13 protein-coding genes are annotated in these 14,201 nt (G+C 62.1%); 2 read left to right on the top strand and 11 right to left on the bottom strand.

Features of this window, described 5'->3' with window-relative positions; translation table 11 throughout:
• Positions 1-39: 39 nt before the first annotated feature.
• From pssA to mrcB, 7 genes are all read right to left on the bottom strand, one after another.
• Complete coding sequence (gene pssA / locus JOE27_RS20255) at positions 40-891, bottom strand: CDP-diacylglycerol--serine O-phosphatidyltransferase (RefSeq protein WP_012312687.1); 852 nt, start codon at positions 889-891, stop codon at positions 40-42.
• A gap of 150 nt (positions 892-1,041) precedes the next feature.
• A complete protein-coding gene (gene ilvC / locus JOE27_RS20250) occupies positions 1,042-2,058 on the bottom strand; it encodes a ketol-acid reductoisomerase (protein WP_012312686.1) in 1,017 nt (338 codons plus the stop codon).
• A gap of 54 nt (positions 2,059-2,112) precedes the next feature.
• Positions 2,113-2,604 carry an acetolactate synthase small subunit gene (gene ilvN, locus JOE27_RS20245; RefSeq protein WP_003250040.1) on the bottom strand — a complete coding sequence of 164 codons (492 nt, stop codon included), beginning with the start codon at positions 2,602-2,604 and terminating at the stop codon, positions 2,113-2,115.
• A 1-nt stretch (position 2,605) separates the two neighbouring features.
• Positions 2,606-4,330 (bottom strand): acetolactate synthase 3 large subunit, encoded by a 1,725-nt coding sequence (locus JOE27_RS20240; RefSeq protein ID WP_174142442.1) that lies wholly within the window; start codon positions 4,328-4,330, stop codon positions 2,606-2,608.
• A gap of 414 nt (positions 4,331-4,744) precedes the next feature.
• Positions 4,745-5,071 carry a YqcC family protein gene (locus JOE27_RS20235; RefSeq protein WP_012312684.1) on the bottom strand — a complete coding sequence of 109 codons (327 nt, stop codon included), beginning with the start codon at positions 5,069-5,071 and terminating at the stop codon, positions 4,745-4,747.
• Positions 5,071-5,859 (bottom strand): tetratricopeptide repeat protein, encoded by a 789-nt coding sequence (locus JOE27_RS20230; RefSeq protein ID WP_046788177.1) that lies wholly within the window; start codon positions 5,857-5,859, stop codon positions 5,071-5,073. The genes JOE27_RS20235 and JOE27_RS20230 overlap by 1 nt, the downstream gene beginning before the upstream one ends.
• A 15-nt stretch (positions 5,860-5,874) precedes the next feature.
• Positions 5,875-8,196 carry a penicillin-binding protein 1B gene (mrcB, locus tag JOE27_RS20225; protein WP_174142444.1) on the bottom strand — a complete coding sequence of 774 codons (2,322 nt, stop codon included), beginning with the start codon at positions 8,194-8,196 and terminating at the stop codon, positions 5,875-5,877.
• A 117-nt stretch (positions 8,197-8,313) separates the two neighbouring features.
• Between mrcB and JOE27_RS20220 the strand changes: the two genes are divergently transcribed.
• Both JOE27_RS20220 and JOE27_RS20215 read left to right on the top strand, forming a co-directional pair.
• Positions 8,314-9,876, top strand: coding sequence for a bifunctional aminoglycoside phosphotransferase/ATP-binding protein (locus JOE27_RS20220; protein WP_119688260.1), 1,563 nt, complete (start codon positions 8,314-8,316; stop codon positions 9,874-9,876).
• A 177-nt stretch (positions 9,877-10,053) separates the two neighbouring features.
• The gene (locus tag JOE27_RS20215; protein WP_012312680.1) at positions 10,054-10,332 is read left to right on the top strand and encodes a TfoX/Sxy family protein; all 279 of its coding nucleotides are present in this window, start codon (positions 10,054-10,056) and stop codon (positions 10,330-10,332) included.
• 200 nt (positions 10,333-10,532) lie between these two features.
• On the opposite strand, the gene JOE27_RS20210 is transcribed toward JOE27_RS20215, so the two are convergent.
• The 4 genes from JOE27_RS20210 to JOE27_RS20195 are packed head-to-tail and all read right to left on the bottom strand — an operon-like array spanning position 10,533 to position 14,118.
• Positions 10,533-11,420, bottom strand: coding sequence for a ChaN family lipoprotein (locus JOE27_RS20210; RefSeq protein WP_204919650.1), 888 nt, complete (start codon positions 11,418-11,420; stop codon positions 10,533-10,535).
• A 12-nt stretch (positions 11,421-11,432) separates the two neighbouring features.
• Entirely contained in the window at positions 11,433-12,200 is a 768-nt protein-coding gene (locus tag JOE27_RS20205) for a heme ABC transporter ATP-binding protein (protein WP_204919648.1), read from the bottom strand.
• Complete coding sequence (locus JOE27_RS20200) at positions 12,200-13,183, bottom strand: iron ABC transporter permease (protein ID WP_174142464.1); 984 nt, start codon at positions 13,181-13,183, stop codon at positions 12,200-12,202. The genes JOE27_RS20205 and JOE27_RS20200 overlap by 1 nt, the downstream gene beginning before the upstream one ends.
• A 50-nt stretch (positions 13,184-13,233) precedes the next feature.
• Positions 13,234-14,118 (bottom strand): ABC transporter substrate-binding protein, encoded by an 885-nt coding sequence (locus JOE27_RS20195; RefSeq protein ID WP_125923564.1) that lies wholly within the window; start codon positions 14,116-14,118, stop codon positions 13,234-13,236.
• Positions 14,119-14,201 lie beyond the last annotated feature (83 nt).

Here is a 14,201-nt window from a genome sequence, read left to right as displayed (position 1 = left end):
AGACTATGGAGCCGCAGGGTTATTCCATCATTAAATCATTCAGGATTTACGATGGCGGCCTTTGAGCAGGAACTGGATCGGACCAGAAGCGGCGTAGGCAAGGAAAATCAGCAGCAAGATGCGCGGCGGGTCGCTGAATACCACGGCAAACACCAGCACCACCGCCAGGATCGCCACGAACGGCACGCGGCCCTTGAGGTCGAGCTCCTTGAAGCTGTTGTACTTGATGTTGCTGACCATCAACATACCGGCGGCGGCAACCAGCAGTGCCACCAAAAACGACAACTTGGAGCCCTGGATACCATAGTCGCTGAAGGCCCATACGGTACCGGCGACCACACCAGCGGCAGCCGGGCTGGCCAGGCCGATGAAGTAGCGCTTGTCGGCAGTACCAACCTGGGTATTGAAACGCGCCAGGCGCAGCGCGGCACCGGCCACATAGATGAAGGCGACCATCCAGCCGACCTTGCCCATGTCGCCCAGCGCCCAGCCAAAGGCCAGCAGGGCCGGGGCCACGCCGAAGGCGACCATGTCCGACAACGAGTCGTACTCGGCCCCGAAGGCGCTCTGGGTGTTGGTCATGCGGGCGACACGGCCATCGAGGCCGTCGAGCACCATGGCCACGAAGATGGCGATGGCGGCAAATGCAAAGTACTTGCTCGCCTCGCGCGGGTCGCCAGCACTCAGGGCGCTCTGCGCGCTCATCGAGTTGATGATGGAATAGAAACCGGCAAACAGGTTGGCGGTGGTGAACAGGTTGGGCAACAGATAGATACCGCGATGGCGCACCTTGCGCCCTTCGGCATCATGCCCTTCTTCAACGTGCTCATCGACAGGTAGCAGGCTTTCGGCGTCGGAGGGCTTGTTCGGCTCTTCGGGACGTTCGCTCATGGAGGGTACCTTGCAACAGGATGGAAAATGTTCGACACGGGCCCGCGAAACAGGTTCTGACGGCAGGCCACTGGTCTGCTTTATACCAGAAGCTGAATGCCAGAACGAAAAAACGCGGCCGAAGCCGCGTTTTTCATCATTCGATAAGACTCAGTTCTTGGTCTTGTCGACGATTTTGTTAGCCGAGATCCACGGCATCATCGAACGCAGTTGCTCGCCGATGACTTCGATACCGTGAGCGGCGTTGTTGCGACGCTTGGCGGTCATCGATGGGTAGTTGGTGGCGCCTTCGGAGATGAACATCTTCGCGTACTCGCCGTCCTGGATGCGCTTCAGAGCGTTGCGCATGGCCTTGCGGGATTCTTCGTTGATGACTTCCGGACCGGTGACGTACTCACCGTATTCGGCGTTGTTGGAGATCGAGTAGTTCATGTTGGCGATGCCGCCTTCGTACATGAGGTCGACGATCAGCTTCAGCTCGTGCAGGCACTCGAAGTAGGCCATTTCCGGCGCGTAGCCAGCTTCGACCAGGGTTTCGAAACCGGCTTTGACCAGCTCGACGGTACCGCCGCACAGAACGGCCTGCTCACCGAACAGGTCGGTTTCAGTCTCGTCCTTGAAGGTGGTTTCGATGATGCCGGTACGGCCGCCACCAACGCCGGAAGCGTAGGACAGGGCGACGTTCTTGGCGTTGCCGGAGGCGTCCTGGTAGATAGCGATCAGGTCAGGGATACCGCCGCCTTTGACGAACTCGGAACGCACGGTATGGCCCGGGGCCTTCGGCGCGATCATGATTACGTCGAGGTCGGCACGTGGAACGACCTGGTTGTAATGGATCGAGAAACCGTGGGAGAAGGCCAGGGTGGCGCCCTTCTTGATGTTCGGCTCGATTTCGTTCTTGTACAGAGCGCCCTGGAACTCGTCCGGGGTCAGGATCATGACCAGGTCGGCAGCAGCGACGGCGGTGGCAACGTCGGCCACTTTCAGGCCGTGAGCTTCAGCCTTGGCAACGGTAGCCGAACCTTTACGCAGACCGACGGTAACGTCTACACCGGAGTCCTTCAGGTTGCACGCTTGGGCGTGGCCCTGGGAACCGTAACCGATGATGGCGACTTTCTTGCCCTGGATGATGGAAAGGTCGCAGTCTTTATCGTAGAAAACTTTCATGAAATACCCCTGGTTATATCTCGGCCCCTGCGGAGCCATCGCTAATTTTTGAATTCAGATGCTGAGCACTTTGTCGCCACGGGCAATGCCGGTGACGCCACTGCGCACGGTTTCGAGAATCGATGCAGTGCCGATGGCCTGGATGAAGCTGTCCAGTTTGTCGCTGGTACCACTGAGCTGTACGGTGTACACGCTGGCGGTAACATCGACGATCTGGCCACGGAAGATGTCCGTGGTGCGCTTGATCTCGGCACGCTGGGCACCGGTGGCCTTGACCTTGACCAGCATCAGTTCACGCTCGATGTGAGCGCTTTCCGACAGGTCGACAAGCTTGACCACTTCGACCAGCTTGTTGAGGTTCTTGGTGATCTGTTCGATCACTTCGTCATGGCCAACGGTGGTCAGCGTCAGACGCGACAGGGTCGGGTCTTCGGTGGGCGCCACGGTCAGGCTTTCAATGTTGTAGTTGCGCTGGGAGAACAGGCCGACCACGCGGGACAGAGCACCGGGTTCGTTTTCCAGCAGCAGGGAAATGATGTGCCGCATATCAGGTACGCTCCGTCTTGCTCAGCCACATGTCACGCATCGAGCCATCCTTGATCTGCATCGGATAGACGTGCTCGGTACGGTCGACCGCGATGTCGATGAACACCAGGCGGTCCTTCATCGCGAAGGCTTCTTCGAGCTTCGGCTTGAGGTCCTTCAGGCTGGTGATGCGGATACCCACATGGCCATAGGCCTCGGCCAGCTTGATGAAGTCAGGCAGCGACTCGACATAGGAGTGCGAGTGACGGCCGTTGTAGGCCATGTCCTGCCACTGACGGACCATGCCCAGCACGCCGTTGTTCAGGTTGACGATCTTCACCGGCAGGCCGTACTGCATGCAGGTGGACAGCTCCTGGATGTTCATCTGGATGCTGCCTTCGCCAGTCACGCAGGCCACGTCCTGATCCGGGAAATTGAGCTTGATGCCCATGGCTGCCGGGAAACCGAAGCCCATGGTGCCCAGGCCACCGGAGTTGATCCAGCGGTTCGGCTTGTTGAAGCGGTAGTACTGTGCTGCGAACATCTGGTGCTGACCGACGTCGGAGGTGACGAAAGCATCGCCGTTGGTCACTTCGCACAAGGTCTCGATGACGGTCTGCGGCTTGATGACGCTGCCGTCGCCCTTGTTGTAGGGGAACAGGTCGCCATTACCGCGCCACTCGTCGATCTGCTTCCACCAGGCTTCGGCCGCGGCCTTGTCTGGCTGCTCGCCGATTTCCTTGAGGATGCCGAGCATCTCGCTCAGCACGCTGTCGACCGGGCCCACGATCGGCACGTCGGCCTTGATCATCTTGGAGATCGACGCCGGGTCGATGTCGATGTGAATGATCTTGGCATTCGGGCAGAACTTGGCCGGACCATTGACCACGCGGTCATCGAAGCGCGCGCCGACCGCGAAAATCACATCGGCATTGTGCATGGCCATGTTGGCGGTGTAGCTGCCGTGCATGCCGAGCATGCCGAGGAACTGGCGGTCGGTACCCGGGAAGCCGCCAAGGCCCATCAGGGTATTGGTGACTGGCAGGTTCAGCGACTTGGCAATTTCGGTCAGCGCTTCGGAGCCACCACCGAGAATCACACCGCCACCGGCATAGACGATCGGACGCTTGGCAGCCAGCAGCATCTCGGCAGCCTTGCGGATCTGGCCGGAGTGGCCACGCACTGCCGGGCTGTAGGAGCGCAGCTTGACCTTCTTCGGATAGACGTATTCGAACTTCTCGGCCGGGTTGGTCATATCTTTTGGAATGTCGACCACGACCGGGCCTGGACGGCCGGATTGCGCCAGATAGAAGGCTTTTTTCAGAACTTCAGGGATCTCGGTAGCGTGTTTGATCATGAAGCTGTGCTTCACGATCGGCCGCGAGATGCCGATCATGTCGGTTTCCTGGAAGGCATCGGTACCCACCATGGTGCTAGGCACCTGGCCGGACAGGATGACCATCGGAATCGAGTCCATGTAAGCGGTGGCAATACCGGTGATGGCATTGGTCGCGCCCGGGCCGGAGGTTACCAGCACCACACCGGCCTTGCCGGTGGCGCGGGCGTAGCCGTCCGCCATATGGGTAGCAGCCTGCTCGTGACGAACCAGGATGTGCTCGACTTCCGGTTCCTTGAACAGGGCGTCGTAAACATGCAGGAGAGCACCACCAGGGTACCCGTAGATGTGCTTAACGCCTTCGTCACGCAAGAAGCGGACGACCATCTCAGCGCCAGATAAAAGCTCCACGTTGTTCACCTCTAAAACGCCAGAATACCGTCCCTAGTGGACGGGTCTTAATAGGTTTACTGCCAAGCAGAGCATGAGCGAACGTCAGCACTGACTGAGCAAGTATTGGGAGCACCCCTGAGTGTTGCGGGGTTATCCCACCCAGCGCGAGGTAACGCGTTGCGGGGTGTAACAGGTCGGCGCGGGTGTGCGCCTCATGATCTGCTTAGCGGGTCTGCTTCTGGCAGTCCCTCTAAAGCGGAAACTGGATTCTTGTGATTTGGCGGCTACAAGTCAAGAAAAATTATTGCCAATTTTTCCTCAAGATGAATTCCTGCCACCACTAAAAACCGACACAGCAGCAGGAAAAATAACTTTTCCACAAAAAAGGGCCACAATCTGCGGCCCCTGAAGGAAAAAGAGAAGAAATCAGGCTCAAGCAGCGATCAATTGATCGAACTCTGCCAGCAGGCGCCGCAACTCACGACTCTGCTCCGGCCGGTCGACGAACACCGTCTCGGCCATCACCAGAATGCTCGAGGCGTTGGGCAGCGGTTGACCAAGCTCGATGATGATCTTCATGCGCGGCAGGAATATCCACTGCAGCCACTGCTCGAAGCTCATGCTATCGACCGCAAAAGGCACTGTGCTGGCCAGCGCCTCATCGCTTGGCGGCTCGTCAGCCCACCAGCCCTGCACGATCAACTCACGCTCGATGAGCAGCAGGTGGTCGGCGATGTCCAGAATGCGCTGCTCGATCATCAGGAGTTGACCCGCGCTTTTTGCCGGGCCAGCGCGGCGCCGGCGCTGTCACCCTGCTTCTCACGGGCCTGGGCGATGGTGTTCCACAGCTCGGCCTGAAGGTCAGGGCGACCATTGGCATAGGTCAGGGCACGGCGCGCCAATTGCTCGGCCTGCGCCGCATCGCCCTGGGACAGGCGCACCTGCGCCAGACGGAACAGTACCTGCGGCTCACGCGGGGCGATGCGCTGGGCGCGCTCCAGGCTCGAGGCCGCACCGTTGAAGTCGCCACTGCCCTGTTGCGACTGGGCGGTGGTCAACAATGCCAGCACCGGGCCATCGAGCTGCTCGTCAGCCGACAGCCCCCCGGATGCCGCACTGCTGCGCGGAATGCCGGTTGGCGCGCTGGCAGCGGCCGGGGCACTGTTCATCGACGCGATGTCGAACGGTTCGTCGGCGATCGGGTTGGGGTTGGTCGTCATCGGTGCAGATGTGCCGGGGCCAGTGGTAATCGGCGTGGTGCTGATCGGGGCCACGCCATTGCCTGCCGGGAACGTCTGGATGCCCGTGGCACCGGCACCTTGCGGAATCATCACGGTCACGCCGGAGTCCTCAGGCAGGGTCTGCGCCTGCGAGGTGCCATTGCTGATGCCGGCCGCCGAGCGGTTGGCCGTCACGCGTTCACTGTTGGACACCCGTGTGCTCGAGTCCACAACCGGGATGTTGCCACGCTGAACGCTGGAACAGCCCTGCAGCACCACCAGTGCCGTCACGGCAGGAAACCACCACTTTTTCACTTCACACCTCATCAATGCTGCCAGGGCTTAATTCATCCAGCCTTTGACCCAGTCCATGACCGATTCTGCCGGATTCTGCTCGCCGCCACAGATCGCGCCGGCGGGCGGTTCGCTCCCGCGAATATACGGCATCTGCACCGCCCCCGGACAGCTTGCGTCGGAACCCTGCCCACTGTAGGGGTCGATCCAGGCCTGTACCACGTTGTCCGGTTGCGGCATGTCCAGCGGTAGCGGGTCAGCCTTCTTCATGAAGCTGGTCCACACCTGCAGTGCGCCAGTAGCCCCGGTGAACGGCGTCTTGCCGTTATCGTCACGGCCCATCCACACCACCGCCAGCAGGTCCTGGCTGAAGCCTGAGAACCAGCTGTCACGCGAGTCGTTACTGGTACCGGTCTTGCCCGCCAGGGTCAGCGACCTGGGCAGCACGTTGTACACGGAGCGGCCGGTACCTTCGCGCATCACCCGCTGCATCGCGTTCTGTACCAGGTAGATGGAGCCCGGATCGAAGGTCTGCTGGATCTGGAACGGGTAACGCTTGAGCGGCTCACCTTCGGCGGTGAGCACACTGCGGATGCCGCGCATCGGCGTATTGAAACCGCCATTGGCGATGGTCTGGTACATGGTCGCCACCTGCATCGGCGACATGCCACCGGCCCCCAGCAGCATTGCCGGGAACGCAGGCCAGTCGACACTGACCCCGAGCCGGCCGATGGTCTTGATGACGTTGGGCACACCCACTTCCAGGCCGATCTTGGCGGTCGACAGGTTGTAGGAGTTGGCCAGCCCCTGGTACAGGTAAATGGTGCCATGCGGGCGGCGGTCATAGTTTTGCGGGCGCCACACCTGGCCATTGGCGCCCTTGACCGAAAACGCCTCGTCCTGCACCCAGCTGGTCAGGGTGTACTTGCTCGGCTGCTCCAGCGCGGTCAGGTACACCGCCGGCTTGACCAGCGAGCCAATCGGCCGCACGGCATCGATGGCACGGTTGAAGCCGGCGAATCCGGCCTGACGACTGCCGATAAGGGCCTGCACCTCACCGGTTTCCGGGTTGGTCACGACCATCGCCGATTCGACCTCGTCAGCGCCTTTGCGCCCCGACAGACGCTTGAAGGTCTCATTCATCGAGGTTTCGGCCTTCATCTGCAGAATCGGGTCGAAACTGGTGAAGATGCGCAGGCCCTCTTCAGTCAAGTCTTCGTCGCGATAGTCCTGGCGCAGCTGGCGCTTGACCAGGTCGAGGAAGGCCGGGAACGAACTGTCGGCCAGGCTGCCTCGTTTGGTCACGCCCAGCGGCATCTTCTTCGCCGCATCGACCGCTTCCTGGCTCGCAACGCCCTGCTCGGCCACAAGGTCCAGGACCAGGTTACGCCGCGCCAGAGCCCGCTCGGGGTGGCGACGCGGGTTGTAGTAGGACGGCCCTTTGACCATACCCACCAACAGGGCGATCTGGTGCAACTTGAGCTCCGACAGCGGTTGGCTGAAGAAGAACTGGCTGGCCAGGCCAAAGCCATGCACGGCGCGCTGGCCATCTTGGCCGACGAACACCTCGTTGAGGTAGGCCTCGAGAATTTCGCGCTTGTCGTAGTGCATCTCCAGCAGTACGGCCATCATCGCTTCGGTCAGCTTGCGGCTGAGGGTGCGCTCGCTGGTCAGGTAGAAGTTCTTCACCAACTGCTGGGTCAGGGTACTGCCACCTTGGCGCATGGAACCGGAGGAGGTGTTGATCCACATTGCGCGTGCGATGGACTTTGGCGACACGCCGAAGTGGCTGTAGAAGTCTCGGTCTTCGGTTGCCACCAGGGTTTCGAGCAAGTACGGCGGCACCTGATCGATCTTGATCAGGATGCGGTCCTCGAGGTTCTTCGGGTAGATACCCCCGATCATCAACGGCTCGAGGCGCACCACATCCAGCTTGCCATTGTTGGCGCCGGACAGCCCGGCAACGTAGTCGCCGGAGAAGCGCACACGCACGAACTGCGCGGGCTCCATACCCTCGTAGAACTGGAAGCCGCGGGTGTTGAGGTCGACGGTGTTACCGTTGACAGCCGCAGCGCCCGGGCCATTGGCCGCGCTTTCACGCCGGTAGCCGAGAGCATCGAGTTCGGTGAGGAAGTCGTTCTTGCTCAGCTTCTGGCCGACGAACAGCTCCAGCGGCCGGGCGTACACCTTGGCAGGGATGGTCCAGCGCTTGCCGGAGAACTTCTCCTGGACGACAGCATCGAGGTAAACCGCGAAGCCGGCAACGATCACCAGGCCAACCAGGCTGAGCTTCAACGCCCAGCCCAGCCAGGCGCGCGAGCGGCCGGTCGGGCGTTTCTTAGGAGTACGGGAATTTCGGGTTCGAGTCATGGCGGCGGATTATACGCACTTTGTAAAGGCTGGGCAGGCGCCCTCTGGCGGTATGCAGGGGCGGCACCATTGACCATAATGGCGCCTTCGAATTCCCTGCCCCCGGAAGGATTTCCCGTGAGCCAAGCCTTGATCAAAGCGTTGCAGAACCCTGCCCTCTACCCTCACCCCGTGGACGGGTTCCAACTCATCGAGACGCATATCTCCTGGGTCCTGCTCACTGGCGAATACGCCTACAAGATCAAGAAGCCGATGAATTTCGGCTTCCTCGACTTCACCGGGCTTGATCAGCGCCAGCATTTCTGTAACGAAGAGTTGCGCCTGAACCAGCGCCTGACCGACGGCCTGTACCTGGAAGTGCTGCCGATCACTGGCAGCGCCGAAGCCCCGCAGCTCGGCGGTGAAGGTGCGGCGATCGAGTACGCGCTGAAAATGCGCCAGTTCCCGCAGGGGCAGATGCTCAACACCCTGCAGGCCAACGGTGAACTCAATGCCGGGCACATCGACCAAATGGCCCGGCAGATCGCCGAATTCCACCTGCAAACTCCGAAAGTGCCCGCCGAGCAGCCCTATGGCTCACCTGAAAGCGTCATGGCCCCGGTCGAGCAAAACTTCGAGCAGATCCGCCCATTCCTCAGTGACAAGGCCGACCTGCAGCAGCTGGACAACCTGCAGGCCTGGGCGCGCAGCAGTTTCGAACGCCTTGAAGGCCTGTTCGCGGCGCGCAAGGCCAATGGGTTCACCCGCGAATGCCATGGCGACATTCATTTGGGTAACGCCACCGTGATCGATGGCAAGGTGGTGATCTTCGACTGCATCGAGTTCAATGAACCGTTCCGCATGACCGACGTCTGGGCCGACACCGGTTTCCTCGCCATGGACCTGGAAGACCGCGGCCTCAAATGCCTGGCGCGGCGCTTCGTCAGCCAGTACCTGGAGCTGACCGGCGACTATGAAGGCCTGGAAGTGTTGAACTTCTACAAGGCCTACCGCGCCCTGGTCCGCGCCAAGATCGCCCTGTTCAGCATGCCGGCCAATGCCGATGGCGTGCAGCGCGCCACCAGCCTGCGCACCTACCGCAACTACGCCAACCTGGCTGAAAGCTACAGCGCCATCCCTTCGCGCCTGCTGGCCATCACCCACGGCGTCTCGGCAGTGGGCAAGAGCCACGTCGCCATGCGCCTGGTCGAAGCCTTGGGCGCCGTGCGCGTGCGTTCCGATGTGGAGCGCAAGCGCCTGTTCGGTGAACAGCAGAAAGCCGAAGCAGGCCAACTGCAAGCCGGCATCTACGACAACGATGCCAGCACCGCCACCTACCAGCGCCTGCACCAGCTTGCCGCGACCATCCTGCGCGCAGGCTTCCCGGTAGTGCTCGATGCCACTTACCTCAAGCACGAACACCGCAAGGCCGCAGCCGAGGTCGCGAGCGATACCGGCGTGCCACTGCTGATCCTCGATTGCCAGGCACCGGAGGCGGTCATCGCCAGTTGGCTGGCGCAGCGCCTGGCCCAGAATAGCGACCCGTCGGACGCCACCCTGGAAGTGGTCAAGGCACAGCAGGCCAGCCGTGAGCCATTGGATGACGTTGAACTGCAGCAGAGCACACGTGTTGATACTCAGGATGCCAGCAGCATGGACCAGGTGATCGACCAGGTCCGTCAGCGTTTGCCCGGTCTTTGATTCAACGCAATTCGGGCCGGCAATTGGCCGGCCCGCATTCCTGCACCCAGCGCAAACAGGGCATCTCGTCGCCCCCGATGGCAAAAGGCCGCGCATTTTCCAACCCCCGCTACACTCCTCTCTGACCTGCTCGCGATTTATCCCCTAATACCCGTTCAGCCATCGCAAGGAGGCTCGATGAACGATGAATTGCAGCATCTGAAGAATCTTGGAAAGACCTCCGCGCAGTGGTTGCATGCGGCCGGTATCCACAGTGCATCGGATTTGCGTCGACTCGGCGCGGTAGGTGCGTACCAGGCCGTGAAAACCCGAGGATTCCGGGCGTCGAAGGTGTTGCTGTACGCCATTGAAGGCGCGCTGCTGGACATGCACTGGAACGATTTGCCGGCCGAACGCAAGCAAGCGCTCAATCAACAACTGGATGCGAAATGCCCTGCGCAAAAAAATGCAAAATAAACATCAGATGGGGATTGACTCGATAATGAGAATCGTTATGATTATCACAACTGGTCGCGAGACTGGTTGGATAAGCTGAAAGCCCCTGGTTCGGACTCTCAGATTATCTCCTCATCAGGCTAATCACGGTTATTGACCCGGCATTTTTGCCGGGTCTTTTTTTGCTTGTCACTGCATTGTCAGCGCCCGCGCTTCCCCGTCTACCTACGCAACCGTGCGCAATAGTCCTGCTCCGGCATCGCAGCCGTATACCACACAAAGTCTGCCATCCCCGCCTCGACCTGCTGACCGACCTCGGACAGCAGCAGCACTTTGCTCTGCCCCTCGGCCCCCAGGTCGGCAAGGTGCAGCGGCACGCCCAGGTCCTTGCGTGCGTGGAATGCACCGGCGAACAACAAGGCCGGCTGCGGCGCTGCCAGCAGCCGCTCGGCAATGCGCCGGTCACGTTGTTGCTGAACGGCCAGCATGGCCGGCAACTGGCTCTCGGGGAGCAAATTACAGTGCCCGGCCCTCACCTGCTCGAGCAATGCCGCCTTTACTGACGGGGCATTGGACTGCGCCCCCGGCACCGCCGCCGCCTGCCGGTAGGCTTGGCGCATTTCGCCAGGCGACAGGTTGGCGGCCAGAAGGGGAATATGGTTACCCAGTGCTTCACGTACGATCGGCCCGTACAGCTGCCAGTCCCAGCCCTCCTGCCACGCCAGGGCCTTGGGCAGGTCCTGCGGCAACCGGGCCTGGCCTTCAACCGCATCGACCCGTGACTGCTGCTGCGGTTGCAGCATTTCCAGAAGCAGGCTGCCCTGGGCACGCCGGGCCTGCATGGCGCGGATCAACCAAAGTTGCAAGGCGTGATGGTCGGCATTGTCATGCTTTTCGCCTACCAGCACTCGCGGTACGCCAGCCAGTTGCTCGACCAGCTGTTCCGGGCTGATGACCTTGCCACTGGCCAGGTCGTGGATTTGCCCCAGTTCTGCGCTGTCACGCCCCTCGCTACTCTGCCAGGCGGGTAACGGCGGCAAGCTGGCCTGGCAGCCACCCAACGCCAGCAACAAGCCCAGCAACGCGCCAGACAGTAAGGAATGATGCATCGGCAACGCCTCCTAGCGGGTGATGATCAGCGGATGCCCCCGTTCCGGATGGGCCTGCACCAATACGTCAATGCCGAACACGGCCTTGAGCGCCCTGGGCGTCAATACCTCCTGCGGCGACGCCAGAGCATGGGCACGGCCGCCTTCGAGCAACAGGATACGATCACAGTAGCGCGCCGCCAGGTTCAGGTCATGCAGGATCACCAATACCGCTGCGCCGCGATCGGCAAAACTGCGCACGGCTTGCAAGGTGGTGTGCTGGTGCAAGGGGTCGAGCATCGAGGTCGGCTCGTCAAGCAGCAGCGTAGTCCCCTCCTCACCCGGCCAAAGCTGAGCCAGTACGCGGGCCAGATGCACCCGTTGCCGCTCTCCGCCCGACAAAGCCAGGTAACTGCGACCCAGCAGGTGCCAGGCATCCGCCGCGCGCAGGGCCGCCTCAACGATCTCAGCGTCACGCACCTGGCCGCTGTCATGCGGCATTCGCCCCATGCCCACCACTTCCTCGACCCTGAACGCAAAGCCCAGGCTGGACACCTGCGGCAACACCGCCAGGCGCCTGGCCCGCGCCTGCCCAGGCCAATCGGCCAACGGCCGGCCCTGCAGCGTCACGCTTCCTTGGCCGGGCGACAGCTCGCCACACAGCACGCCCAGCAGGCTGCTCTTGCCTGCACCATTCGGCCCGAGCACGCCCATGACCTGGCCCGGGTGCAATTGCAGGTGGAGGTCTTGCAGTACTTCATTCCCACCACGACGCAGGTACAGGCCCTCGACTTGCAACATCAGCTGCGCCCTCTGATCAGCAGAACCAGGAAAAACGGCGCACCGATAAATGCCGTGACAATACCGATCGGCAACTCGGCCGGCGCCAGCGCCAAGCGCGCCACCAGGTCGGCGAGCAGCATCAGCACGCCGCCGGCCAACAACGAGGCGGGCAACACCACGCGGTGATCAGGCCCGGCCAGCAAGCGCACCAGGTGCGGTACCACCAGGCCGATGAAGCCGATAAGCCCCGCCGCCGCAACGGCCGCTCCCACACCCAAGGCCGTGCAGAACACCAACTCGCGCTTGAGCCGCTCCACCTCGATCCCCAGGTGCCGCGCCTCGGACTCGCCCAGCAGCAAGGCATTGAGCGCCCGCGCCCGGCGCGGCAACCACAGCGCGACGCCTGCGGCAACGATCAGCAACGGCCACAGCCGGTCGTAGCTGGCACCATTGAGACTGCCCAGGTTCCAGAAGGTCAGCGTGCGCAGGGTGGCATCGTCGGCCAGGTAGGAAAACAGGCCAACCGCCGCGCCCCCCAGCGCAGTCATGGCTACACCGGCCAGCAACATTGTGGCCACATTGGTCTGCCCGTCGCGCCGCCCAAGGCGATAGACCAGCGCGGTGACCCCGAGGCCGCCGGCAAAGGCGCACAGTGACAATAAGTAAGGTGCGAAAGCCTCAGGCATGCCGCCAAACCAACTACCGCCAACGATAGCCACTGCGGCGCCCATTGCGGCACCGGCGGAGACACCCACAAGCCCAGGGTCGGCCAGCGGATTGCGGAACAACCCCTGCATGGCCACACCGCACAGGGCCAGCACCGCCCCCACTGCCAAACCCAGCAGTGTGCGTGGCAGGCGAATCTGGCCCAGGATCATTTCGGCCTGCTGCAGGCCTTCGCCATCGATGCGCAGCCCCGATAACCGCAGGCCCGCGCGCAAGGTATCGAACAGCGGCAAGCTCACAGGGCCCAACGCGAGGGACAGCCATACCGCCAACAGGCACAGCAGGCTCAGGCAGATAATCAGTGTACGTGGCTGCACGCGCGGCTTCATTGCGTGAAGCTGACCTTTGCCGCCGGGTAGAGCGCAGCCGCCAGGTCTTGCAGGGCCAGCGGCAAGCGCGGGCCCAGGCCGCCAACCAGCAAGGTCGGGTCGAGTGGCACCAGGCGCCTGTCGCGTACCGCGCGGGAGGCGTTCAGGGCCGGGTTTTCCTTGAGCAGTGCCTGCAGGGCCTGGTCGCCGACCAAGGCGCGGTCGGAGAACACCACGACATCCGGGTCCAGCGCCGCCAACGCCTCATTGGAGAAGTTCTTGTATCCCTGATGCTCCGCCAGGTTTCGCCCACCTGCCTGACGCAGCAGCCAGTCACCTGCGGTGCCCTGCCCGGCAATCAGCGGTTTGGCACCGGCATGGCCGACCAGCAACAGCACACCCGGCACCTTGTGGCTGGCCTGAGCCTGCTTGACCTGCTCCTGCAATACCTCGAGCTGCTGATGATAATCGGCAACGAGTTGCGCGGCCTTCTGCTCGGCGCCGAGCAACATACCCAACTGCTCGAGGTTTGCATCCACGGCGGCGAGGTCAGCCTTGCTGGAGAGCAGCTCCACCCGAACGCCGGCTTTGCGGATTTGCGCAAGCACAGGTGGCGGCCCCATCTCTTCTGTGCCCACCAGTACATCCGGGCGCAAGCTGAGAATGCCCTCGGCCGACAACTGGCGCTGGTAACCGATACTTGGCAGGCCCTTGAGTGACTCAGGATGCTGGCTGGTGGTGTCCACACCCACCAGGCGCGGTTCGCCGCCCAGTGCGCTGATCCACTCGCTCAATGCGCCGCCAGCACTGACCCAGCGCTGTGGCAGGTCGGCGGCCAGGGCCTGGGTGCAAGTAACCAGGGCCGCACACAAGGCAAGCAAGACAGTGGGACGACGCATCATCGGATTCCTTCTGAAGGCGAGCCACACGCCTTGTGGCGAACGGCGGAACTGCGCACCATAGACAACCGGGCGCAGCGATAGCG

Source organism: Pseudomonas sp. M5 (assembly GCF_016907075.1).
Classification (GTDB): Bacteria; Pseudomonadota; Gammaproteobacteria; order Pseudomonadales; family Pseudomonadaceae; genus Aquipseudomonas; species Aquipseudomonas putida_E.
This window is presented reverse-complemented; position numbering and strand designations above follow the sequence as displayed.

What these genes read in the sequence shown, in the direction of transcription:
- pssA (WP_012312687.1), bottom strand. Translation starts at nt 891, where the DNA reads ATGAGCGAACGTCCCGAAGAGCCGAACAAGCCCTCCGACGCCGAAAGC.
- ilvC (WP_012312686.1), bottom strand. Translation starts at nt 2,058, where the DNA reads ATGAAAGTTTTCTACGATAAAGACTGCGACCTTTCCATCATCCAGGGC.
- ilvN (WP_003250040.1), bottom strand. Translation starts at nt 2,604, where the DNA reads ATGCGGCACATCATTTCCCTGCTGCTGGAAAACGAACCCGGTGCTCTG.
- JOE27_RS20235 (WP_012312684.1), bottom strand. Translation starts at nt 5,071, where the DNA reads ATGATCGAGCAGCGCATTCTGGACATCGCCGACCACCTGCTGCTCATC.
- JOE27_RS20230 (WP_046788177.1), bottom strand. Translation starts at nt 5,859, where the DNA reads ATGAGGTGTGAAGTGAAAAAGTGGTGGTTTCCTGCCGTGACGGCACTG.
- mrcB (WP_174142444.1), bottom strand. Translation starts at nt 8,196, where the DNA reads ATGACTCGAACCCGAAATTCCCGTACTCCTAAGAAACGCCCGACCGGC.
- JOE27_RS20215 (WP_012312680.1), top strand. Translation starts at nt 10,054, where the DNA reads ATGAACGATGAATTGCAGCATCTGAAGAATCTTGGAAAGACCTCCGCG.
- JOE27_RS20210 (WP_204919650.1), bottom strand. Translation starts at nt 11,420, where the DNA reads ATGCATCATTCCTTACTGTCTGGCGCGTTGCTGGGCTTGTTGCTGGCG.
- JOE27_RS20205 (WP_204919648.1), bottom strand. Translation starts at nt 12,200, where the DNA reads ATGTTGCAAGTCGAGGGCCTGTACCTGCGTCGTGGTGGGAATGAAGTA.
- JOE27_RS20195 (WP_125923564.1), bottom strand. Translation starts at nt 14,118, where the DNA reads ATGATGCGTCGTCCCACTGTCTTGCTTGCCTTGTGTGCGGCCCTGGTT.